Origin of the sequence: Citrifermentans bemidjiense Bem (genome assembly GCF_000020725.1) — a bacterium.
Lineage (GTDB): Bacteria > Desulfobacterota > Desulfuromonadia > Geobacterales > Geobacteraceae > Geomonas > Geomonas bemidjiensis.
Window position 1 is genome coordinate 2,114,906 of record NC_011146.1, and the last position, 23,476, is coordinate 2,138,381.

General features: G+C 57.8%; 20 protein-coding genes. 7 read left to right on the forward strand and 13 right to left on the reverse strand.

Annotated features, from left to right (window positions below):
* Window positions 1–5: 5 nt before the first annotated feature.
* The 4 genes from eboE (at window position 6) to GBEM_RS09160 (ending at window position 4,370) form a co-directional block, all read left to right on the forward strand.
* Window positions 6–1,115, forward strand: a complete 1,110-nt coding sequence (gene eboE, locus GBEM_RS09145) for a metabolite traffic protein EboE (RefSeq protein ID WP_012530256.1) — start codon at window positions 6–8, stop codon at window positions 1,113–1,115.
* Complete coding sequence (locus GBEM_RS09150) at window positions 1,093–2,460, forward strand: alkaline phosphatase family protein (protein WP_012530257.1); 1,368 nt, start codon at window positions 1,093–1,095, stop codon at window positions 2,458–2,460. The genes eboE and GBEM_RS09150 overlap by 23 nt, the downstream gene beginning before the upstream one ends.
* 1 nt (window position 2,461) lies before the next feature.
* Window positions 2,462–3,214: a UbiA family prenyltransferase gene (locus GBEM_RS09155; RefSeq protein ID WP_012530258.1), complete on the forward strand. Its 753-nt coding sequence runs from the start codon at window positions 2,462–2,464 to the stop codon at window positions 3,212–3,214.
* Window positions 3,215–3,578: 364 nt separating this feature from the next.
* Complete coding sequence (locus GBEM_RS09160; RefSeq protein ID WP_012530259.1) at window positions 3,579–4,370, forward strand: sulfite exporter TauE/SafE family protein; 792 nt, start codon at window positions 3,579–3,581, stop codon at window positions 4,368–4,370.
* A gap of 185 nt (window positions 4,371–4,555) precedes the next feature.
* On the opposite strand, the gene GBEM_RS09165 is transcribed toward GBEM_RS09160, so the two are convergent.
* Window positions 4,556–6,805, reverse strand: a complete 2,250-nt coding sequence (locus GBEM_RS09165; RefSeq protein WP_449727602.1) for a methyl-accepting chemotaxis protein — start codon at window positions 6,803–6,805, stop codon at window positions 4,556–4,558.
* Window positions 6,806–7,801: 996 nt separating this feature from the next.
* Here GBEM_RS09165 and GBEM_RS09170 point away from each other — a divergent pair.
* The 3 genes from GBEM_RS09170 to GBEM_RS09180 all read left to right on the forward strand — a co-directional run bounded on the left by GBEM_RS09170 (window position 7,802) and on the right by GBEM_RS09180 (window position 10,792).
* Window positions 7,802–10,066, forward strand: a complete 2,265-nt coding sequence (locus GBEM_RS09170) for an alpha-amylase family glycosyl hydrolase (protein ID WP_012530261.1) — start codon at window positions 7,802–7,804, stop codon at window positions 10,064–10,066.
* Between the two features lie 86 nt (window positions 10,067–10,152).
* The gene (locus GBEM_RS09175; RefSeq protein WP_012530262.1) at window positions 10,153–10,491 is read left to right on the forward strand and encodes a type II toxin-antitoxin system RelE/ParE family toxin; all 339 of its coding nucleotides are present in this window, start codon (window positions 10,153–10,155) and stop codon (window positions 10,489–10,491) included.
* On the forward strand, window positions 10,481–10,792 hold the full coding sequence (locus GBEM_RS09180; RefSeq protein WP_012530263.1) for a helix-turn-helix domain-containing protein: 312 nt from the start codon (window positions 10,481–10,483) through the stop codon (window positions 10,790–10,792). The genes GBEM_RS09175 and GBEM_RS09180 overlap by 11 nt, the downstream gene beginning before the upstream one ends.
* A 140-nt stretch (window positions 10,793–10,932) precedes the next feature.
* Here GBEM_RS09180 and GBEM_RS09185 read toward each other — a convergent pair whose 3' ends face one another.
* From GBEM_RS09185 to GBEM_RS09240, 12 genes are all read right to left on the reverse strand, one after another.
* Window positions 10,933–12,441, reverse strand: a complete 1,509-nt coding sequence (locus GBEM_RS09185) for a hypothetical protein (RefSeq protein ID WP_012530264.1) — start codon at window positions 12,439–12,441, stop codon at window positions 10,933–10,935.
* The gene (locus tag GBEM_RS09190) at window positions 12,441–13,355 is read right to left on the reverse strand and encodes a type II secretion system F family protein (protein ID WP_012530265.1); all 915 of its coding nucleotides are present in this window, start codon (window positions 13,353–13,355) and stop codon (window positions 12,441–12,443) included. Before GBEM_RS09190 ends, GBEM_RS09185 begins: the two co-directional genes overlap by 1 nt.
* 11 nt (window positions 13,356–13,366) lie before the next feature.
* Window positions 13,367–14,317, reverse strand: coding sequence for a type II secretion system F family protein (locus tag GBEM_RS09195; protein WP_012530266.1), 951 nt, complete (start codon window positions 14,315–14,317; stop codon window positions 13,367–13,369).
* Between the two features lie 2 nt (window positions 14,318–14,319).
* Complete coding sequence (locus GBEM_RS09200; protein ID WP_012530267.1) at window positions 14,320–15,633, reverse strand: CpaF family protein; 1,314 nt, start codon at window positions 15,631–15,633, stop codon at window positions 14,320–14,322.
* A 26-nt stretch (window positions 15,634–15,659) separates the two neighbouring features.
* A complete protein-coding gene (locus GBEM_RS09205; RefSeq protein ID WP_012530268.1) occupies window positions 15,660–16,790 on the reverse strand; it encodes an AAA family ATPase in 1,131 nt (376 codons plus the stop codon).
* A 46-nt stretch (window positions 16,791–16,836) separates the two neighbouring features.
* Window positions 16,837–17,907, reverse strand: coding sequence for a pilus assembly protein TadG-related protein (locus GBEM_RS09210; RefSeq protein WP_012530269.1), 1,071 nt, complete (start codon window positions 17,905–17,907; stop codon window positions 16,837–16,839).
* Window positions 17,886–19,370 carry a type II and III secretion system protein family protein gene (locus GBEM_RS09215; protein WP_012530270.1) on the reverse strand — a complete coding sequence of 495 codons (1,485 nt, stop codon included), beginning with the start codon at window positions 19,368–19,370 and terminating at the stop codon, window positions 17,886–17,888. The genes GBEM_RS09210 and GBEM_RS09215 overlap by 22 nt, the downstream gene beginning before the upstream one ends.
* A 72-nt stretch (window positions 19,371–19,442) precedes the next feature.
* Window positions 19,443–20,312, reverse strand: a complete 870-nt coding sequence (gene cpaB / locus GBEM_RS09220) for a Flp pilus assembly protein CpaB (protein ID WP_012530271.1) — start codon at window positions 20,310–20,312, stop codon at window positions 19,443–19,445.
* Between the two features lie 29 nt (window positions 20,313–20,341).
* Entirely contained in the window at window positions 20,342–20,740 is a 399-nt protein-coding gene (locus tag GBEM_RS09225; RefSeq protein ID WP_012530272.1) for a TadE/TadG family type IV pilus assembly protein, read from the reverse strand.
* 83 nt (window positions 20,741–20,823) lie between these two features.
* The gene (locus tag GBEM_RS09230) at window positions 20,824–21,015 is read right to left on the reverse strand and encodes a Flp family type IVb pilin (RefSeq protein WP_012530273.1); all 192 of its coding nucleotides are present in this window, start codon (window positions 21,013–21,015) and stop codon (window positions 20,824–20,826) included.
* Between the two features lie 126 nt (window positions 21,016–21,141).
* Window positions 21,142–21,774, reverse strand: coding sequence for an outer membrane beta-barrel protein (locus GBEM_RS09235; RefSeq protein WP_012530274.1), 633 nt, complete (start codon window positions 21,772–21,774; stop codon window positions 21,142–21,144).
* A gap of 59 nt (window positions 21,775–21,833) precedes the next feature.
* On the reverse strand, window positions 21,834–22,970 hold the full coding sequence (locus tag GBEM_RS09240; RefSeq protein ID WP_012530275.1) for a hypothetical protein: 1,137 nt from the start codon (window positions 22,968–22,970) through the stop codon (window positions 21,834–21,836).
* Window positions 22,971–23,476 lie beyond the last annotated feature (506 nt).

Consider the following 23,476-nt stretch of genomic DNA (forward strand, 5'->3'; position numbering starts at 1 on the left):
TCGACATGAACTCCCGTATCATCACCTACTGCAGCAACATCCATCCGGGCGAATCCTGGGAGGAGACCTTCAGGGCCTTGCAGGAGCATGTTCCAAAGGTTAAACAGGCCGTCTCCCCAGATGCACGCTTTCCCATCGGGCTGCGCCTGTCGGCCCGCGCCGCCAGGGAACTCCTCGCCGCGGGGCGCGCCTCCTTCGCGAGCTGGCTGCGCCAGGAGGGGTGTTACGTCCCCACCATCAACGGCTTCGTATACGGCGCCTTCCACGGGGAGGCGGTGAAACACAAGGTCTATCTCCCCGACTGGCACAGCCGGGAGCGGGCCGAGTACACGAACCTTCTCGCCGACCTCCTGGCCGAGTGGCTCCCCGCGGGGATGACCGGCTCCATCTCCACAGTCCCCATCGGATTCAAGGCGAGCCTCTCCCCCGCCGAGTACCGGACCCGGGTGCTGCAGGTCCTCACGCACCTGGACTGCCTGAAGGAGGAGATGGGGGTCGACATCGTCCTCGCCCTGGAACCGGAGCCCGCTTGCGTTCTGGAGACGACGGCCGATCTGGTGCGTTTCGTGGAGGAGATGGATCTTCCCGCACGGCTTAGGGAGCGGGTCGGGATCTGCCTTGACTGCTGTCATCTGGCGCAGCAGTTCGAGGAGCCGGAATCTGCCCTGTCGCTTCTGGCGGACAGCGGCATCCGTCTGGGGAAGGTGCAGGTTTCCTCGGCGCTTTCCGCTGGGCATGGCGACCGCGCTGCGCTTTCTTCCTTCGCCGAGCCGTGCTATCTGCACCAGGTGGTGATCCGCGGCAAGGACGGCACGCTTATCCGCTACAACGACCTCCCCGCCGCCTTAGAGCAGCACCGAGGGGAGGGTGGGGACGAGTGGCGCTGTCATTTCCATGTGCCGGTATTCCTGCAGGAAGCAGGGGCCCTCGGCACCACCCGCGGCTTTGCGGAGAAGCTATTGCCGCTTCTGGACCGGGATGTGCTGCTGGAAGTCGAGACCTACAGCTGGGGGGTGCTGCCGCCGCAGCTGCGGTCGGAGGATCTCTCCTCGTCCATCATCCGGGAGATCCAATGGTTGCAGGGGAGCGTCAATGCAACGGACTGTCGTCCTTAACGTAGTAGGGCTTACCCGGGCGCTCATTGGCGACGGCACGCCGCGCCTGCGGGAGCTTCTCGCTGCAAGCGCCGATATAAAAAGCATAACGCCTGCCGTCACCTGCTCGGTGCAATCCACCTACCTGACCGGAAAGCTCCCTGCCGGGCACGGCATCGTCGGCAACGGCTGGTACTTCCGCGATCTGGGGGAGGTCTTCTTCTGGCGCCAGTCGAACCGTCTGGTCCAGGGGGAGAAGATCTGGCACGAGGCGAAAAGACGCGATCCCTCCTTTAGCTGCGCCAACACCTTCTGGTGGTACAACATGGTGACCGACGTCGATTACGCGATCACCCCGCGCCCCTTATACCTCGCCGACGGCAGGAAACTCCCCGATTGCTACAGCATCCCCGCTGACCTTCGCCACCGCTTCAACTCCGAGTTCGGCCAGTTCCCACTGTTCCAGTTCTGGGGGCCTGCCACCTCCATCGTCTCCAGCGACTGGATCGGCAAGGCCGCCATGTCCATCGAGGAAACCTATCGCCCGACCCTGCAGCTCGTCTACCTGCCGCACCTCGACTACTGCCTGCAGAAGCTGGGGCCCGGGGGGGATATCTCCGCCGAGCTGGCAAAGGTCGACCTTCTCTGCGGGCAGTTGCTCGACTTCTTTCGCGGGCGCGGTTGCCGGGTGGTGGTGCTCTCCGAATACGGCATCACGGATGTGGAGCGCCCGGTGCACCCGAACCGGGTGCTGCGCGAAGCGGGGCTCTTGTCGCTCAAGGTCGACCGGGGGCGGGAATACCTGGATCCCGGTACCAGCCGCGCCTTCGCCGTTGCCGACCACCAGGTGGCACACGTCTACGTCCGCGACCCGAACGACCTCCCGGCGGTGCGCGCCCTCTTTCAGGGAGTCCCCGGCGTAGAAGAGGTGCTGGACGGGGAGGGGAAGAAGAGGGCGGGCCTTGATCACGAGCGCTCGGGGGAACTGGTGCTCGTCTCCGATGCGAAGAGCTGGTTCACCTACTACTGGTGGCTCGACGACGCGAGAGCTCCCGACTACGCCCGCACCGTCAACATTCACGCGAAGCCCGGCTATGACCCGTGCGAGCTCTTCCTCGATCCCACCATCAGGCTTCCCAAAGTGAAGATCGCGGCGACGCTGGCAAAGAAGCTTCTAGGTTTCCGCTACCTGATGGACGTGATACCGCTTGATGCCTCACTGGTGCGAGGCTCCCACGGCCGGGTCACCGACGATCCCGCCGCCGGCCCCATCTTCATGACCACGGAACCGAAGCTCCTCGATGCGGGGAGCGTGGACGCGACCGAAGTCTACAATCTGCTGCTGCGCCATCTGGAGGCGGACTAACATGGCCGAAGACCCCTCTGCAGCCGGCGCCGCAGTGCTGCCGCGTCGCTCCAGGTTCAGGGCGTACCTTAACCTTTGCCGAGTGAGCAACCTCCCCACCGTATGGACCAATGTTCTTGTTGCAAGCCTTTTAAGCGGCGCGCCGCTCTCCTGCCGCCTGTTGCTCCTGCTGGCCTTTTCCTTATCCTGTTTCTACCTCGCCGGGATGGTGCTGAACGATCTGTGCGACTGCGAATACGACCGGATGTTCCGCCCCAGCCGCCCCATTCCCCGGGGCGACGTTTCCGAGCGCGCGGCGCTCATACTGACGGTGGCTTTGTCCTGTGCCGGTTTAGGCGCCCTCGTCTTCGCCCCCGACCTGCGCGGAGGCCTTGCCGCACTCTGCCTGCTCGCGGTGATTATCGCCTACGACCACCATCACAAAGAGAACCCCTTCAGCGTGCTGCTCATGGCCGGCTGCCGTTTCCTGGTCTTCGTCGTTGTTGGCTTCGCCCTCGCCGGGAAAGTGGCCGAGGCGGTGCTGCTTGCCGGGGGCGCGCAGTTCTTCTACGTCGTCGCCCTGAGCGTTTTCGCGCGCTACGACAACAACAGGGAGACGCCGTTGCCTTTCCCCGCCATGCCCCTGCTTCTAGCCGGGATTTCGCTTCTAGACGGAGTGATGCTAATGCTTTTAGTCGAACCGGTGTGGCTTTTGGCCGGATTGAGCGGCTTCTTCCTCACCCTCGCCGGGCAGCGGTTTGTGCGGGGGGATTGAACTGGTATGGAATTCCGAGGTTTGTGGCGCCTGTCTCCCCTCGCCCTTTGGGAGGGGCGGGGGTGAGGGCGGTGCCCCAGCCAAGGTCTTGGCTTTAGTCTGGTTCCCAAGCTCCAGCTTGGGAACCCAATGCGTGCAAAGCTCCAGCTTTGCATCTAATGGAACCTTGAGCTTCGGCAGGCCTTGCGTTCCCAAGGTGGACCTTGGGAACGAGATCATGTCCTCTCCAAAGCGGACTGATCCATTACGTCCCTTCCTAAGTCATTATTTCTGTCTTTTTCACTCCGCCTTTTTATTTGCTGTTTGAAAAACCGCACGGTCCCGCGTATGATGCCTTGCCAAAACTGGTACCGTGAGAATGCTAATGACTATCTGGCTTTCGTATGTCGCCCTGGGGGCTTTTGCCGGGGTTTTGGCCGGCCTCCTCGGAGTGGGCGGCGGCCTGGTGATCGTACCGGTCCTTACCTTCATCTTCACCGCGCAGCACCTGCCTGAGGCGCACATCCTGCACCTGGCCCTGGGCACCTCGCTTGCCAGCATCATGTTCACCTCGGTCTCCAGCCTTAGGGCCCATCACCGCCGGGGCGCCGTCGAGTGGACGGTGGTGCGGCGCATCAGCGCCGGCATCCTGGTCGGCACCTTCGCCGGTTCCTGGGTCGCCTCCCAACTTTCCACCCGTTTCCTCAAGGGCTTCTTCGTCGTCTTCCTGTACTACGTCGCCGCGCAGATGCTGCTCAACATCAAGCCCAAAGCGCAGCGCCAGCTCCCTGGACTGGCGGCCATGTCCGGCGTCGGCGGCATCATCGGCGGCGTTTCCAGCCTGGTCGGCATCGGCGGCGGTACCATGACCGTTCCTTTCCTGGTCTGGTGCAACGTAGCCATCCCCCGTGCCATCGGCACCTCTTCGGCGGTCGGCTTTCCCATTGCCCTGGCCGGGGCGGCCGGGTACCTGGTCAACGGCTGGTCCGCGGACCTCCCTCAATACAGCCTCGGCTTCGTGTATCTCCCCGCCTTGGCGGGTATTTCCGCGGCCAGCATCATAACTGCGCCCCTGGGCGCCAAGCTTGCCCACTCCCTTCCCATCGACCTGCTGAAGAAGTTCTTCGCGCTGCTCCTGCTCGTGATGGGAACCAAGATGATGCTGAGCCTGTTTTGACGCTGTCGATGCAGTTGCATGACGAGCTGGACCCGGCTTTCGCGACGTACGTGAAACTCGCGGAGGAGGCTCCGGCGCCAGGGTTAATTCAAAAGATGGGCCTTGGGGACGAGAGCTGACGAGATGGAGAAACGAAGAAGGCCGCCTCCACCCATTACGGGAGAGGCGGCCCTTTTTGTTGAGGATTAGAACCGCTCGAAGGCGTCTTGGTCGAGCTTGATCGCTATGCCGGTCTCTATCGCCGCCGCGCGTTTCTGCCCCCTGCTGGCGGCCGCCTTGGCCGCGGATCCGGAGTAGGTCAAAGATGAGTGGGCTGCGCTCCGTTTGCCGCTGTACTCCCCTTCGTGAGCCGCGCCGTTCACCCGGAAAAAGGAGATGGTCCCCTGCAACTGCCCAGCCTGCGAGGAGAGTTGTTCCGCGGTAGAGGCCATCTCCTCGGCCACCGCGGCGTTTTTCTGAATCACCTGGTCCAGCTGCTGGATCGCCTGGTTGATCTGCTGCGCGCCGCCGTCCTGCTCCCTGCTCGCGGCGCTGATCTCCTGGACCAGTTCCGCCGTCCGCTGGATGTTGGGAAGGATCTCGCCCAAAAGGTGACCGGCTTTTTCCGCTATCTCCACACTTGAGGTGGACAGGGTCGAGATCTCGCCCGCCGCCTTCTGGCTCCGCTCGGCAAGCTTTCTCACCTCGGCCGCGACCACCGCGAACCCCTTGCCGTGCTCGCCGGCGCGCGCCGCCTCTATGGCCGCGTTGAGAGCCAGCATGTTGGTCTGCCGCGCGATCTCCTCGACGATGGAGATCTTCCCTGCGATTTCCTTCATCGCGGCAAGCGTCTCGGCCACCGCTTTGCCCCCCTCCTGGGCGTCCGCTGCCGATTTCACAGCGATCTTCTCCGTCTGCGAAGCGTTGTCGGAGGTCTGTCTGATGTTGGCGCTCATCTGCTCCATGGAGCTTGAGGCCTCTTCGGCCGAAGCCGCCTGCTCAGTTGCGCCCTGCGAGGTATTCTCCGCGTTTTGCGCCAACTCCTTGCTCCCCAGGGTTACGTTGTCTGCCGCCACCTTTACGTCCAGCACCACCTCGGAAAGTTTCCCCACCATACCCGCCAGATCCTTCAGCAGTTCGTCCTTCTCGGAGCGCGGCGTCACCTCGACGGTGAGGTTCCCGTCCGCGATCTCCTTGGTTATGGAGATGATGCGGTCCATCGCCTGCTTCACGCTCTTCAGGCTGTCGTCGATACGCAGGAAGTCGGCGTGCGACTCTTTCGTGTGCTGGTCCGGCTGCCCGATGGCGAAGTTCAGGTCCAGATCCCCCTGGGCCAGGAGCTGCAGGTTGACGGCCATGCGCTCGATCTCGCTCTTCGTGTAGTCGCGGTTCCTGATGATGGCGGTCAGGTCCTGGACCACCTCGACGTAGCCGAGCTTTTCCCCCTTGCGGTTCAAGAGGTAGGAGGTGTCCTGCTTGCATCCGGAGCCGCACCAGTCGAAATAGCTCTCGCTTACCCCGCGGTGCAGTTGCTTGATGCCGCACCCTTCCGAGTTGCAGATGTTGGCGGCGGCGTTGCTGCAGGGAAGCCCCAGCGCGGTCACCCTGTCTCTGATGCGCCCTTCTTTAACCAGCAGCGCCTCGAACGGTTTATTGAGGAAGGTCCAGTTCATGTCGTTGTCCGTGACGTGGATGGGGAAGGGGACCGCATCGATGATCGCTTCGTACCAGTCGTTTTTGTCCACTACCATGTCGAGTGTTTTGTTCACGCCGTCGACGATGGCGCGGTACTCCCCGCGATGCCTGGAGGCGTCGGCACGGGTCTGGAACTCCCCGGCGAGGGCGGCGCTCACCAGCTTCTCCGTGTCCTCGATCATGGCGCCCACCGCGTCCTTCACGCTGGTCAGGCTGTCGTTGATCTTCTGGAAGTCCTCACGCGCCTGCGCCGTGTGCTCATCGGCCTCCGCCACCTTGAGGTCGAGGTCGAGGTTCCCCAGGGCCAGCTTGGTGAGGTTCCCCGCCATCCGCTCCACCTCGGCCTTGCTGTAGTCGCGGTTCCTGATCATGGCGGTCAGGTCGGTGACCACCTCGACGTAGCCGATCTTCTCCCCCTTGCTGTTCATGAGGTAGGAAGTGTCCTGCTTGCACCCAGAGCCGCACCAGTCGAAGTAGCTCTCCGCCACCCCCTTGTGCAGCTGCTTGATGCCGCACCCTTCCGAGTTGCAGATATTGGCGGCGGCGTTGCTGCAGGCAAGGCCCACTGCGGAGTCGCGGTCCCTGATGCGCCCCTCGCGGACCAGGAGCTTCTCGAACGGCTTGTTCATGAAGGTCCAGTTCAAGTCGTTGTCGGTCACGTGCACCGGAAAGGGGACCGCATCGATGATGGCGCGGAACCAGTCGTTTCTTTCCGTGAGCCGCTCCACCTCCGCCTGCGTTTCCGAGACCTGCCGCTGCATCTCGGCCCGCGTCTCCAAGGCCTGCCGCTCCATCTCCGCCTGCGTCTCTGCGCCCTGCCGCTGCAACGACACCATCTCCCCTGCGACGCTGCGCGCCAGGTATGTACCCAGCGCGACGATGGCCAAAAGCGCCGCCGCGCAGGCGCCCGCCGCTACGGCTGCCGAACTGTGCAGTGCCGCATAGCAACCCAAGCAGCACAGCATCCCTGCGGCAGCGAAGCCGAACATGATTCTCTTAGCTACGTTTAGATTTTTCATGCACTCCCTATCCTTTGATTGTTAATTGAAGATCGGATGACCCGAGGAAATCGAATTTATTATGCTTCTGTCTTGAGCACCGGCTGATCCAGTTTTGTATTACATTTTATGACATTTCGAAGTATGTGTTTCGTTGTTGTAGACGCTTCTTCGGTTTTCAACTAATAAAGTGAAGAAAAAAATGCTTATAAAATTGCAATTCATAAATATTCATGCTTGTAGACTACAAAATGTATTAGATGTGAGACTACAAAATGTAATACAAAAACTGAAATACAGTAAGAAGACTGTTTGGTGCACATCGTAAGGTATACAAATCGCTGAAAATATTTGTAATACATTTTTGCAGCTATTGTTCTCATTCTCTCGTTACCAAGCTGAAGCTTGGGAGCCAGGCAAATAAACTTCCTCCCTGTGGGGGAGGGCGGGTGAGGGGAGATATCGTAGATTTTGATGAGAGGGGTAGTCAGTCTTTAGCAGGAAGGATGGAAAGCAGGACGAGGTGTTGCAACGAACGGTGTGGAACTAGTCGATTGGCAGCGTTGTTGGCTCTTTTCGAGCGATGGTTCTGATCAGATCGCTACGTTACAGCCATAGAGAAAACAAAAAAATACCTTAAGCTGTCTTGCCTGTCCGCAGAGTTGACTTGCCGACCTGCTGACATATAGTTCTAACGAAACTTCAGTATCTTACGTGGGAGGATGAGCAAAGGAGAGTTCAAACGCGAAAGGAGGATGTATGGGAATACACGTCAGCATCCACTATGACAATTCGGGTGGCTTCTCTGATCCTTACCTGTGGGTCTGGTATGCTGGGGCGGCTGCCGCGGATGACTTCAAGGCCACCGGAACGGACAGCTTTGGCTCTGTGTTCGATGTCGACGTCAAGCGATCAGACTTTTCCTTCAAATTCAAAAACGGCCCCGGCACCACCGGCGCATGGGAAGGCCCTGGCCTGGACCGGCGCTTCAGGCCACTCAAGGGGTTGCCCGAGGCCCAGGTGATGACGGAGATCTGGTGCCGGGGGGACAAAGCGTTTGTCTATCCCACCTTGCCGGCGGTTCCGGAAGCCGACTCGGCAGCAAATTTCCTCAAAACCCTGACCCCCGCCAAAGGAATCTACCTGCCCGATTCAGGCTCCCTGTCGGGATTGGGCGCCACTACCCTTGCCGGCGGCGGCGTGCTCTTCGGTCTCTACCACCCGAACGCCGGCCGCGTCTTCGTGTTCGGCAGCTTCAACGACTGGCAAAGACCCGGCCACGACACGCCTCTTCCCGAAAAGTTCTGCGAGCTAAAACTGTACCGGGGGTACTTCGGCATCCCCAACACCTGGCTCTTGGTACTGCCGCAGGCAAAACCCGGCGACGAGTACAAGTTCTGCGTGCAGGGGGGCGTGTCAAGCGACGACAAGGGGCGCTTCCAGCAGTACTTCACCGACCCCTATGCCAGAGAGCTTGGCCCCGACTACGGCATGAACAACAGCAAGATAGTCGACGCCGGGACCTTTGCCTGGACCGATCAGAACTGGCACACGCCCAACCGCTCAAAGCTCATCCTGTACGAGATGAGCGTGTACGGCTTCACCGAGGGGGACAACGGGATCGTTAATCCCGGGAAGTTCGCGGGGATTACCGAGCGGATCGACGCAGGCTACTTCAACGATCTCGGCGTCACCGCATTGGCCCTGATGCCGCTTGCCGAGTACCCCGGTCCGCAGGGCTCCCGGGTTCTCGGCTACAGCACGTCCCTTTTCTGCGCAGTTGAGCGCGATTTCGGCAGCTGCGACGACCTGCGGCAGCTGGTCGATAACGCCCACGGCAAGGGGATTGCCGTCATCCTCGACGAGGTGTTCAACCACACCAGCAACGACTTCAACCCCCTGTACAAAATGATCCTGGAGCACCCGGACGAGGAGTTCAACCCGGAGGAGGGAGGGCTTTACTTCAGCGGCAAGACGCGGTGGGGCAACAGGGTCGCGACCGAAAAAGAGGACGTGCAGAACCTCCTGATCGACGCCTGCAAGCTGATGCTGGTCGAATACCACGTGGACGGATTCCGCTTCGATGCGACCCATACCGACTGGATGGACCATGGCTTCGTGCTGCGCCTGGCACGGGAGCTTACCTCCTTCCGCCCGTCCGTCGTTCTCATCGCCGAGAACCTCCCGAACCAGCAGGACCTGAACCGCTCGGGGTACGACGGCTTCTCCCAGTGGTCCGACCCGTTCCACGACAAGATGAAGGCGCTTTTGCGCGAGGGGGTTTTCGACAACAGCAACTTCTACAACGCCGACAAACTCGCCGACATCTTTTACTTCAGCAAGTCCCTCTACGCCGCGCACACCAACAACGCGGTCAACTACGTCGAAAGCCATGACGAAAGCAGCGTGAGTTACGAGGTCAAAACCAACCCCGCCCTGGACCAGCCCGCAACCAAAGAGCGCAAGGCGAGGCTGGGATTGTTTTGCACCATGACGGCGCTGGGGATACCGATGCTCTACATGGGGGGCGAATTCAATGTCGAGCGGGACAGGAACATCGTGAGCTTCGACTGGCCCAGCGATGGGCCTGGCAGCAACGGGTTCTTCCGGTGGGCAAGCAGGCTGATCCGGCTGCGCCGGCGCTATCCCGCGCTGCAGATCGAGGGGTACAGCCCAGCCGAGACGGGGCAGTTCGCCTGGATACTGGGACCTTGGATGGATGGGCGCCACGGCGGGGGGAGCTTGGTTCTCGGGTGGCGCCTATGGCCGACCCAATTTGCACACGACGCCATGGTGGTGCTGCTCAACTTCGAGAACCGCACGGTGAGCGTGGATCTGGAGTTGGGAGCGCGGGGTACCTGGCTCAAGCTAGCCGATGCCGACAACGCCAACGATATTGCGCCTGAAGGGAGTAACTCGGTAAGTGACGCCGCCGCGCTCAAGAGTTCCGACGGGCGCTTCGGCAGTTTCGATCTCCCAAGCTCAAGCTGCTTTCTTTACAAATGGGAGAGCGGTCAGGCTTAGCAGCGTCCGTGGCGTCCTAGGCGGGTCTTGCTGCTGGTGGGGAGTGAGCACATAAAATCTATAAATCTTATAACATGGGTGCTATAATGGTCATGGTTTTCCGACTTTCATATTATGATGAAGCTGTCGAGGTTGAACTTGATGCTTGGCCAGTGGGGCTACGCGCACCTTTCCGGGCGTTGACCATACGTATGGAAGAATATGGGCCAAATTTGGGCATGCCGCATACTCGGGCATTAGGAAACGGCCTCTTTGAAATACGCGCCAAAGCAGAAGAAGGAATCGGTAGAGCCTTTTTCTGCACCATGGTGGGGAGAAAGATCATAATTCTCCATAGCTTCATCAAAAAGACGGACAAGACACCAAAACGGGAACTAGACATAGCGCTTGCCCGTCAGAAGGAGGTATTTGGTAATGAGCTATAAACCGATTTCGTATCATCCCAAGAAAAAGCTGGAGCAAGAGCTTCAAGATCCGACTTTTAAGCAGGAATGGGAAGCCTTGGAAGATGAATTTGCCGCGTTGGATGTCCTGCTTAAAGCACGTAAAGCAGCGGGGCTTACCCAGGAACAGGTTGCCGCCAAGATGGGTGTGTCACAGCCATCGTTGGCAAGGGTTGAAGCGTCGCTTTGTTCTCACCGGCATTCTCCATCTCTGGAAATGCTTCGCAAATATGCTGCGGCTGTTAATTGTAAACTTGAGATAAAGCTGGTGCCGCAGCACTGATGATATAGATCGTTTGTTTGCACGGCACATGATTATTTGCCCCCTCACTGCATGCCCGCCGCGATCTCCAGCACCGGAAGCGGGTTCCAGGCGTGCAGTACCGCCCGCCATGGCGAGCGCCACCGGTGTCTGCGTATATTTCAATATTCTTTCCAAACCAACCCCGTTTCTGAATTGAACTTTGTGATCCCGTCTGAATCCTTAATAGTGCCGCTGAAACTGGTGTCATCATCCCAGAGCACTCCTTCCGGCATCATTACTTTGAGAATATAACTGTCTTTGCCCACTTTTCTGGTCCCTACTTCTTTGATAATCGGCCTGCTGCTCGTGCCGTGAATTGTCAGGGTGCATCTGGCTTCCTGTGGACCGGTATCCTCTGAGCCGCGAAATTCATATATACCGTCAGACGCAACTTCTATGACTGCCTGGATTGTGTCCTTGCCTGTAAATGATATTTTCGGGATGATGGACTTAATTTTTCTGCTTTCCCTCATGCTGATGGGGATGTGGTGGCGACGCTTCGGGTATGGTCGGAAGTGCACCATGACCTTGGTCCGGTTGGCAGCTACGTCACTGCCGGTTACGTATAATTCCAAATCACCCTTTAAGCGCGCCTCGAAGATCGGAGGCGCTTGTCGTAGCATCTCCGCGGTTGGGTTTTCCGTTTTTTCGATCTCCGGTTTTATCGGTTCTGATGCAGTTGAGGGGGGACCAGCAACTGTCTGCCGAGCAGTAAGGGGCTGCGTTACTGCGGCTGCGGTAACTTGGCGCCGCTTCTGCCCATCTGGCGACACCGTGGACAGCAAACCCGCTGAAGACGACTGCAGATTACCGGGAGGACGGTTCGAGTCGCCCTTGATGACTGAAGCACCGCTGGTAGCGGCTCCGCTCGGCATAGGTAAAAAGGGCTCAGGATGAGGATAGCCCGCATCATCAAAGTCCCGGGCCGCTCCCTGGCTCGGTACGACCGCCTCGGTCTCGAGTGATTTTGCCACCGTTTGCACCGATGAAAGGTGAGGACGATCCCCCCTCATCGAAGACGGTTCACCATCGCGGCGGAACTGTTGCAATGGCAGGACAGGCGTCGAGCCGGGCGGCACCGGCGCTTCGGCTACTCTTCTCGGCAGTCGGCTCTGCTCAGGCACCCGCGCAGAGGAAAATTGCATCATCGGGAGGGCGAGTACGGCACCGGAAATGGCAGCAGGCTCCTGTAGGATAACCGGAGAGGACGAAATGTTTGCAGGCTTGGCTGCTCCTAGCTGGACCAGCTGGGTTGCAGCAGGCTCCATTGGCATCGGTTCCGGTTGCTCCAGTTGGTCGGGTTGGTCTTTCTTTGGCGCCACCTTTTTCGTTACCTCCCCGTTGCCAGAATTGGTGGAACCCTTCAGGTCGGCAGGCTCCGGCGGCGCAGGATCGACCGGCGCCGGCTCTGGGGCAAAAAGCGTGCAAACCCATACCACCTCGGTCCTGGCCTGCCATTCCGCCGCCACTGCTGCGATTATCATCAGATGGAGGCAGACCGAAAACGCCAAAGGCCCGAATATCTGCCGTGTAGAATGACGGCCATTTAACGCCGAGGCGCGACGACCGTCCTTACCTGCAGCACGTGTAGGGCAAATCCTTTCCGTCTTACCGAGACCAATCTTCATCAATGTTTAAACATTTGGAATATTCTGAAAAAAGCCGGTACCAGCAGGACCACCATGAAGGCGGGGAACACGCAAAAGGTAAGCGGGAACAACATTTTTACTGCCGTCTTTGCTGCTCGCTCCTCTGCCAGTTGCTTCCTCTTCGTACGCAGGGAGTCGGAGTAGATGCGCAGGGTCTTTCCAAGACTCGTGCCGAGCTTTTCCGTCTGGATCAGCATGGAGACCAGCGCCTTGATGTCGTCCAGGGTCGTCCTCTCCGCGAGCCCTTTGAGAGCTTCGGACCTGGGTCGTCCCGCACGTATTTCAAGGATGACTGCGTTGAACTCCGCGATCAAAGGACAGTTCTTTTCCTGGAAATTTTCAGCCGTCTTGATAATAGCGGCATCGAGACCGAGCCCTGCCTCGACGCAAACGGTGAGCAGATCTAGTACGTCCGGAAGGGCATGGAAGATGGCGGTTTTGCGGACGCCAGCGCGTCGATCAAGCCAAATGGTAGGCAGAAGATACCCTGCGACGGCGCAAGCGGTCGCCACGAGAATGGAGATACTGCTGGCCATGGTCCCCCGTGGCAGCGCGAAAAGCATAAGGTAGCCGGCCGGCAGGAGAAAAGCCAAGAACAGCTTGGCACCCAGGAAGACGTAAACGGCCTCTTTTTTGAAACCAGCGGCTGTGACCGCCTCGCGGTAGGTACGGAGATCGGCAGGTCTAATCTGCTGTTTGATACCCAGTTCCGAAAGGGTCCTCTGCCATTTCGTTGGCGTGGGCACCAGGGGGGGGGCTTCTTCCTCTTGCTGCGGCATTAGTTTTGTCAGCCGTTGCCTCACCGACTCTTGCCTGCTCAGCAAAGGGTATAGCAACACACCGATCAGTACCGTCACACTGGCGAAGATGGATGCGGTGATCAGGGCTAGCATGAGGTACCCCCCTAGATGGATATGTTCACGATCTTCCTGATGATAAAAAAGCCGACAACCTGGCCCAGGACCGCCGCACCGAGAATAAGCTGGCAGAGCCGTTGGGTGAAAAACACGTCCAGGTAACCCGGACGAAGCAGATATAAGCCCGCAAACATAACCACCGGCAGGGCGACCAGCACGTATCCGGATATGCGCCCTTCGGCCGTGATGACCTCGACCTGCCTGCGGATCTGTAACCGGGATCTTAGCGTCTCGGCCAGCTTATCCAGAATCTCGGAAAGGTTCCCTCCCGACTCGCTGTTTATCCTGGTGACGGTCAAAAAAAAGTTGAAGTCCTGACTTTCGACTCTCTCGCGGAGCGAGATCAGGGAATCGGCTATTCGCACGCCGAGTTTCTGCTGTTCGTAGGCCAACTTGAACAACCCGCCTATCGGTTCCGGCAATTCAAGACCGATCAGTTCCACCGCCGCGGCCAGCGAGTGCCCCGCCCTCAGTGAGCGCGCCATCATCACCATTGCATCCGGCAGTTGTTCGGCGAAGAGTCTACGGCGCTTCTTCCTGTGGTAATTGAGATAGGCAAAGGGGAATGCCCCTAGTGCCATAGCAGCCAGCAGTGCAAGGAAGACGTTTTCTTTCCAGGCAAAGAGAACGATGAAGCCCAAGGCCGAGATGGAGCCCGTGAAAAGCAAAAAACCGAGGGTGGAGATATTCACCCCAGAGAGCGCCACCTGTCTTTTGAAGAACGCCGCTAGAGGAAGCCGCGCGAGAACCCGCTCGGCAGTTGTCGGTTCAGGCAACAGTACATGCTCGGATTCTGCAGTGCCTCTGGTCGCACCACCCTCCATCTTTCTCAGTCTGTGCCTGAGCAGATAGGAGTGTCTCGCCCTCGTGAAAAGGGAAAAGAGCGGGAAAGTGCCCAGAAAAACCGCAACGAAGATCAGCAGCAAAGTCGCAGTCATCTTTAGTCCCCTTCAAATGTTTCCGGCGCCAGGGAGAGTCCGTGGATCTTCAGGCGTTCCGCAAGCCTTGGCCGAACACCGGTTCCCCTGAACCTGCCTTGCACCCGCCCGTCCCGGTCTACCCCCATCTGCTCGAAGCAGACGATATCCTGCATGACTATGGTTTCGCCCTCCATGCCGGTTATCTCCGAGAACTTGACGATCCTGCGGGTCCCGTCGGGGAACCGCACGAGGTGTATGATGATGTTGATCGCGGAGGCGATCTGCTCCTTGATGGCACGGTCAGGCAGCTCCATTCCTGCCATCATGACCATAGTGGAAAGCCGGGACAAGGCATCGCGCACCGTGTTGGAGTGGATAGTAGATATCGAGCCGTCGTGCCCTGTATTCATCGCCTGCAGCATGTCCAGCGCTTCAGCGCCGCGGACCTCGCCCAGTATGATCCTGTTGGGGCGCATGCGCAGGGCGTTTCGCACCAGGTCTCGCTGGGTGACTTGGCCGGCTCCTTCGATGTTTGGCGGGCGAGTTTCCAGCCGCACCACATGGTCCTGCTTCAACTGCAACTCGGCCGAGTCCTCGATGGTTAGAATTCGCTCGTTTTCCGGTATGAACTCGGAGATCACGTTGAGCAAAGTCGTTTTGCCCGTGCCGGTTCCCCCGCAGATCAGGATGTTCATCCGCGTCTTGACCGCTCCCTCGATCAGCGTTGCCAGGCGCAGGTCCAAAGTGCCCAGCGCCAGGAGGTCGTTCATTTTGAGCGGCACCAGCCCGAAGCGGCGGATGGAGAGGGCCGGGCCGTCCAGGGCCAGCGGGGGGATGATGGCGTTGACACGGGAGCCGTCGGGTAGCCGGGCGTCGACGAAAGGGGATGACTCGTCGATTCTTCTCCCGACCCTGGTTACGATGCGCTCGATGATCTGCCGCAGGTGGTTGTTGTCGCGAAACACTATATTCGTCTTTTCCAGTTTGCCGTTTCGCTCGACATATGTATTGGAACAGTTGTTGACCAGAATGTCGGAGATGTCGGGAGAACTCAGCAAAGGTTCGATGGGACCCAAACCGAACGTCTCGTGCTGCACCTCCAGCACCAGGCTCTCCTTTTCCTGTCGACTCAATGGAACTCCTTCCTCCACGATGAGCCTCTCGATGACCGCGCCGATCTCCCGCTCCAATTCGCCGGCACGGAGCAGTTCGAGCTTGGATAGATCTATTCTGTCGATAAGCAGGCGATGGATACGGCTCTTCAATTCCTGAAAGGAAGGCGAGACGAGGTCTGCCGCAGGTTCCTGACCCGAATGGTAGTTTGAAAAACTCATGTCATTCCCCCTAGAGCGCTGGTTCTTCAGCGGGTGCTGTCCTGGCACAACTGCCGGGCCAGTTGGTCCATAGATTTGCTAAAAGACGATCTGGTTAGATATAGCGCCAGCGGCACTCCCTTGTTGACGGAGGTTTTGTGGTCCGTGTAGTTGTTGGGGAGCATGTGATATGCCTTGGTGCGGAGCACCTTCTCGGCATCGGAAATCCTGATGTCGTCCCTGGGAAGGTAACGGTTGACCACCAGCTTTACCCGGTCCGGACCAAGACCTACGTCAGCCATGGCAGTTAGGTACCGTTTGGCGGTTCTTAAACAGGGAACGGTGAGTACCGTTGCGAAGAGGATCCGGTTAGAGAGGTTGAAGGTGGCCAGGTTGCAACCGAACAGTTCTCCGCCGGTGTCGATCACGGTGTATTCGAAGATGGTGCGCAGTACGTCGATAACTTCCTGAAGAAGTTCAGTAGTGATCCGGTTCGTTTCGGCCACGTGGCCAGGACAGTCCAGGACATGCACACCGCTTGGATGCGGAGCGATGACGCTCTTGAGAAAACTGGCATCGATCTGGCCCGCCTTGGGCATGACGTCGGCCAGAGTGTAGCGGGGCGTCAGATCGAGAAATGCGCTGACGTCGCCGCTGTAAAGGTTTAGGTCGACCAGTGCGGTGCTGTGTCCCTGGGCTGAGAGCATCGCCGCCAGGTTGACTGCTATGGTGGTGGTGCCCACCCCGCCCGACGGATGGTAGACGGAGAAGACAGTCCCGGTGTTTGGCGCATGTTTGACCGTCCGCCGCCTCGCCACTTTGTTGACCGCGTCGATCAGTTCGGCGGCCAGGATAGGACGACTCAGATACTCGCTGGCTCCGGCGCGGATCAGCTTGAGTATCCACTCGGGGCTCATCGCCGCACTGCTGATGAACGCCGCGCTCTGCGGGCAGCGCGAAAGCAGGAGTTCCGTCTCCTTTGTTCCCCTCTCCAGGTCGTTGACCTCCAAGATCACGATGTTCGGATTGGAGGCTTGAATTGCCTGCATCCCCTCCTGCAGGTTCCTAGCTGCACCGAGCAGGCGTGCCTCGCCCTCCATGCTCATCAGCGTGCTGTTGATCTTGCTGGCGGAAGCAGTATCGCTGTCTATGAGAAACGCAGTTATCTGTTGTTTCATATGAAGGAGTCCCTTCTTTTCTTTACCTTCCGAGATGGCATGCGCGTCATTGAATCAGGCGCGGCCGAGTCAATGTATTTGTGGGTGGCCCGCCCGGCATAGTTCCTGGGGGAGAGGTAAAGTACTCGATGAAATGGCCGTACACATACTTGTCGAGGCCTTTGAGGACGGCTCCGTCGATATGGAAGGAGGCAAACCCGGTTATCGGGAGGTCACCTTTCACCGAGAGATCGCTGGTCCCGGCATCGACGATCGCCATGATCACATCTTTGCCTCCCTCCGGAAGCCAGTCGGGAACTATATGGTTATAGAGCGACCCTTCAACGCCCGGCTCGATCCAAATTTCATCTCCTATGGCAAGCGGTTCAGGGTTGCCTTTGTACATCAGGTCTTTGATGGTCCGCACATCGTTTGTGTCGGCCTTGAACGAGGTCCACTGGCCCGAATAACAGGTGTCGCCTCCGGGTATGTAGGGGGAACTGATCCTTATTTCTGGAGGAGGATCGGGCATGGGAACCTGCGAAAAATATTGGTCGGTCATGCATTTGGAAAGGGCTAAAGGGAAAAGTTCGGCAGGGACGGCAGGGGGGACGGTGTACGGAAATCCCAACATGGCGACTGCCGCCCTCGAGCTTACCTGCGAATAATCCTTTCCGAAGATTTGCATGAAAAAGTTTTTCACTGGGCCGCCGTTGTTTCCGTCAGAGCGCGAGGCGATGACTCTCACTGCCGGGATGTCCACACCGGGTACGGGAGTCGGCAATGTAGTCGGCTGCAGGATATTGCTGTTCGTATTCCAGTACCCAACATCGACCATGGCGTCTTTCAGGGCCGTGTTGTCCGAGCTGTTCTCGGTGATCATCTGCTGCGCCTGAAAACGAGCCACCTCCCACTGCAGCGTCGGGAGCTGGGTAGGGTCGGTCGGCCTTGTGTAGAGGTGCCAGGCACCCTTCAGCGCCGCGGCGTCTGCGGCGTTCTGGAGCTCGCCGCGCACCTTGAAAAGATGGCCACCGTCCACGGCCAGGCCCAGGAACCCGAACATCATCATCAATAGGATCGCCACGTAGACGATCACCATTCCCTTTTCACTGCGGATCAATTTGGAATCGGTACCCATTGGAGCTCCTTTTCCTGCTCTGGAGTCAGGGGCTTGTCCGTGGGAAGCAGAATCCGGCTTCCCGGAGCGCTGGCTGTAACTAGCTTGGGCGTGATGAAAAAGACCAGTTCCTTTTCCTTTATGTCGTCCTGGGTGGACCGGAACAGGGCGCCAAGAATGGGGATGTCCCCCAGAATGGGTATCTTGGACATCGCCTTTATCGCCTCCTCCTGCAGCAGTCCGGCAAGGATCAGGCTTTCGCCATCCTTAAGCTTGACGCGGGTGCGAACCTCACGTGTGTCGATGATGGGGTAGCCGTTTACGGCAAGGACTCCGGTTATGCTGCTAACCTCGGCAGGGTCTATCTTCAGCGAGATCAGACCGTTTTCGAGCACCTCCGGCTTGAAGTTCAGCTTTACCCCTACGTCGATGAACTGGATTGATGTGGCGGATAAAGCGCCGACGCCGGAAACGATTGAATAGGGGATCTTGCTGCCCGCGAGGAATTTCCCGACCTGTCCGCTTTGCACCATCAGGTTCGGCTCCGCCAGCACCTTGGCCAGGTTTTTCGTAACCAGGGCCCTCAATACTGCGCCTATGCCGGCCTTGAACGACGAGACGCCCAACTGGTACGAATCGATAGGCGTGAAATTGGCCAAACCGGGGATGGGCCCGGCTATGCCGGTGGCCTGCGATCTGACGGATCCGTCAGGGTTTTTAATCGCGAGTTCGCCGACGGGCGCTCCCACCAGGTTAGAAAACCCCTCGGCGCTGGCTCCCCTTATGAATGCGCTGATCCCCAGTGACTTCAGTGCGGTCTTGTCCACCTGGGCCACCTTCACTTCCAGGAGAACCTGCTGGGGCTCGACTATCTCAACGTGGTTCAGGACGGTGATAACTGTGTCAGCGTCTCCTCCCTGCCGACCTGTTTGGGTTTCGGACAACTGATAGGAAGACCTGGACGTGTCGAGGGGTGGGTCGGTTGCTGGAGCGCCCGCTTTCGAGCCGTTGCCGGCGGTATAGGCCTGCGCCAGTTGTAGCGCCTTTGCCACCGTCTGTTCATTGGCGGCCGTCCCTGAGAGAACTATCGTGTCGTTGGCGTAATCGACCTTGATATTGTCTTTTGGAGCCATTTGCTGGATTTGGTCCTGCAATGCCTCGATCTGGCTCTCTAAAACGCTCTCATTTCGCTTGACGCGAACGTCGAAGAAGCTGGTTTTTCCAGCGGTGTCCCAGACAATCAAGGTCGTGGAGCCTACCTTTTTCCCGTTGATCTGCAATTGAGTAGGGGAAATGACCACAAGCTCCGCAACGTCGGGAGAAGCGATAGAGACCCGCTCCGATTTCGTATGCAGATCAACCAGCACGCTCCTGTTGACCACGACCTCTGTGGTCACTGCCGCGTGCGCGGCTACGGGATAGCAGAGAGCTAACAAAAGCACCAAGAGCAGGCAGACTTTCCTTCCGGTTGCGAACGGTTCCATCCTGTCACCTCGTCATAAGAAATGGAAAATAACATCCCAGCGGTCGATGGAGTTGCTTATCGCAAGCGGCCTCTAGTCCTGTACAAACTCGCGGACAGACTTAGTTCCCCCTTTGATGACCTCCATCGTAAATTTAGCCGGCGCAGGGGTAGCAGCCGGCTTGGCAGCCGCCACCTTGGTGCGGGCCGGAGCATGACGAACTACCAACGCGCGCTGCAGTGTCTCGGTCCCCCCCAGTGCCCTGGATACCGTGGCGCCCTTCGTGTCGACGGAAGCAACATCGATCACGTTCCTAAGGAGTAATTGCAGGGATCCCTTTTTGGTGCCGACGATGAGCTTCTCCGCTTCTATGGGAGTCACGTCCAGCGTCACCGTCGGCACGACCCCCGGCTTGCCGCCTTCCTTTTGCTCGGTGACCTGCCCTGTTGCCAGCACCGGAACATTCTGCAGGATTATCTTGCTGATGTTGTCCCGTTCGTTGGTGCTTCCTGGTCGCGGTATGGTGAGCAGAACATCGACCCTGCTGTTGGGGGTGATGAAACCCGCCACCCCGGCGACCTCGTTGACAGAGACTGTCACCGCACGGTGTCCGTCAGGCACCATGTACGTCATGATGCCGCCGGAAGAATTGAGCGGCATGAGCTTGTTCTCTGTTATGACTTCTCCCGCGCTCAAGGGACGCACCACGATCCGCCCTACCAAGGGTTTGTAGTCCTGGTAGCCGCCTGCAGGCAAAGCGTCCTTAGGCCAGGTTGCCAGCTTGACCTGGGTGGCATTCAGCTTCGAGCCCAGGGGAAGATCCACGGCAGCGGATGCTATCGGCACACCCTCGTATGGCTTGTCCGCCTGCTTCTTGAGGTAGTTGTTCGCCATAATGGTTGCGAGTCCACCAAGCAGAAGTGCAATTATGGTTACCGTGGTCATGGCACTCGGTCTGGTCATGGTCCCTCCGAATTTATTGCTGTTATCCCTTACTCATAGAACATAGATGCTTGACCGGTTAAGGTGATGTTCAATTTCGAGGTAAGTGGATACATAAATTGGAAATCGTAAGGCACTGTTACCGTTATGCTGCTCGCTCCATGCTGCGGTGGCGTAGATGTAGACTCGATGAGGATTGCTTCCGGCTTGACAGGAAAGGCGCACGCACCCTTCACGTACTCTTTCAAGGTAGCCAGCGCGGGATCGACAGTAGGGTCAGTAGTTGTGACAGAGGCTCTCCGGGCACCCTCGCGTGCAGCGTTGGTAAGAGCGTTCTTTATATAGAAGGCCCTACCGAATTCCGTTATGCCGAACACTATAAGAAGCAAGAGTGGGAGTAGGAGTGCCAGTTCCACCATCGCTGTTCCTTTTTGGTCGCTCTGCTTCATAGTTCGCCTCTATGAATCTGTGAATTGGGGAGGAAAGAGCGGTAGCCGCCTTTCCTCCCTTTTTAGCTGTAGACTCTTACCTGTTAAACAGCAGGAGTAAGAGCATCCACGATTGTCTGGAAAGTCGACTCGGCTTGAGTGCCGATACTTCCTACTACTGTCACGCACACGGCTGCGATAAGCGCCAGCATGAGGCCGTACTCAACCATGGTTGCGCCTTTTTGGTCCTGCAACTTCGACCGCATCTGGACGAACATCTTGGTAAGTTTTTCCATGTGCCATTCTCCTTTTCCAGTTAGTTGCGTTGACGGTAGGCTTCTAAAACGGCCCCATGCCGTTCCAGGAAGTAATGCCCCCCTTAACTCCATCACAATTCACTAACTCAAAGAACAACCCCTAACTCAGTTCAGAAAAAACCTCACCCCTATCAGCCCTACAAAACTGATCGGATCGTATTCTGCAACGGTCCTCCCCCCGGATTTCAGATCAACCTCTGGAAATATCAGGCCTCGCAAGTCAAAGTTCAAAGCGATATGTCTGGATACAAAGTAATCGCCGCCCACATTCACATGTCCTCCGACCACGGTGTCCGCCTTCCCCTTGTTACCGTTAAAATCCTTCACCGAGGAGAGAAGGACGTCCACCCCTCCCCCAAAATACGCCGCGATATCTTCCGACACGTTGTTACGCAGTTGCAGCCCCAGCGAGACGTCTACGTTTTCAATCTCCAACGCCTTTACTCCAGCATTTTTGTAGTCCCGTGGTGCGAGGTAGAGCGCACCCGCTTCGACTGCCACGTTCCTGGTCAGGCCCAGGATCAACCCGCCGCCGCCGGCGAATGTCGAGCCTGAGCTGAGCTTGTCATCAGAGAGCGAGTTTGACGCGACGAAGTCCCGTGAGTAGTTGCTAGTTGCGACAGTGGCGAATCCTAGCTGCCCAGTGATGCCAACACGTCCCGCGATGCTTTCAGCATCGGCTATGGCGGAAGTAACCGCTAAAAGCGTGATCGCAAACAGTACGCTCCACTTTTTCATAGGTGGCCCCTTTGAATTCTCAAGACATTCGAATATGGGATGGGTTATAGATCCGCGGCTTATCTGGCTACAGATGCCGATGCAGTATTGCCTGCAGCATCCGTGACTGAAATTGATACAGGTGCCGTCCAGGCAGAGCTGTCCACCAGATGAGCGGTGACGATCGAGCCGTCGGGCTGTAGCAGGGTGCTTACTAATGGAGGGTTGCTGCTGGAAACTGAGTACGGCTTGATGCCGCCGGTTATGGTGAAGCTGAGGTCGGTGGCCGATCCGAAGCTGGCCGAGCCTGGGGTGATGGCGAGCGGAGTATATTTAGTGGTCATGGAAACTACAAACCCGGTGTAGGTCAACAGTGACGGTACGCCGGAGGCCTCTGTAGTGACCGCTTTGTAGATGATCGAATCAGTGTGGGTGACACCTTGGGGAGGGGCGGTCATAACCACGCCCACGTTGAAAATACCTTTACCGGCCGAATCGGTTATCACTGTAGGGTTTTTAAAGATGGTGGAGGCCTTCCCGGTCAACTGGTTGTCAACAGTGATGGTTACCGGAACCCCCACACGCGGATTACCGTTTGCGTCGGTCAGTTTGATGGGAAGCTGCTGCATGAATTCGAAGGTCTTCCCTGCAAAGTTGGCATCTACGGTTTTGTCCAGGGTGACGAGCGTGCCGTCTGGATCGGTGGGAGCCTTGGAAGTGACAAACTCAATAGTGCCTGTGCCTCGTACGATTTGGAAAGTCGCATAGGCACGGATGAGTTTCCCGTCAATTGTGGTTGCCGCCATCAGGATAACATTGGTCGTGCTGAGCACGTTGCCCGGCGTTACGATGCTCATCGCTTTCCCGTTGGAATCGGTAGGAACCGTAGTAAGAGCGGGATCTACGGTGGCCGGCCCTGCGGCAACGCTGAAGGTGACCGGAAGGTTCTCAACAGTTGCTCCGTCTGAACCTTGAATGTTTGCTGTAGCCAGGAGTTGCCCGATATTCGCATCCAAGGATGGCCGGTCGACCGCGAGCGCGATGGCAAACTTGCCGGTAGCACTAGATGTATTACTGAAGGAGGGAGGTGTCGATGTTGAAACTTGACTGGGCGTCGGAGCAGGATTGAAGCTGCCATTGCTGGAACTGCCACAACCGCCTAAAACTAAACAGATGGCAGCCCACAGTGTAATAAAAACAGGCTTTAGATATTCCATTTCTCATCCCCCCTCAAAAAATAGGCATTCAATAACAACAGGTATTACGGTGAAGCTTTGCTAAGAGCTTGCTCGTGTTGGTGAGAGATTATTAATTTTTTTTGACTGAGTGTGAATTTATCCGACATTCTTTTTTTCGCAACCTTGACTGTGTTCCCGATGCGGATGTCCTTTGAGCGCAGCCGTATCGGTAACTGTGCAAAGTTGTGGGGAAAGCAAGCCGAAAATTTATATTCTGGCGGCGAGCTACAAGGGGATTCTATTATCGCTATAAGATAATAGATGATTCCTGAATGCGCCGAATGCTTAACTGGCGTCTCAGGGCTTATCTGGTAAGAGAGGGGAGCATTAGAAGGGGAAAAAAGTGCGATGGAAGGGAAGGGGATTTATCATTCTGGTTGAACCCGGTCCAGTGGATGGTCCGAAAAGCTATCAAAACCTATGGCACGAAGGGGGACTGTCATGGCGAAGCTCTTCGTGGGAAGGAGGGGGTGACACAAGCCAGG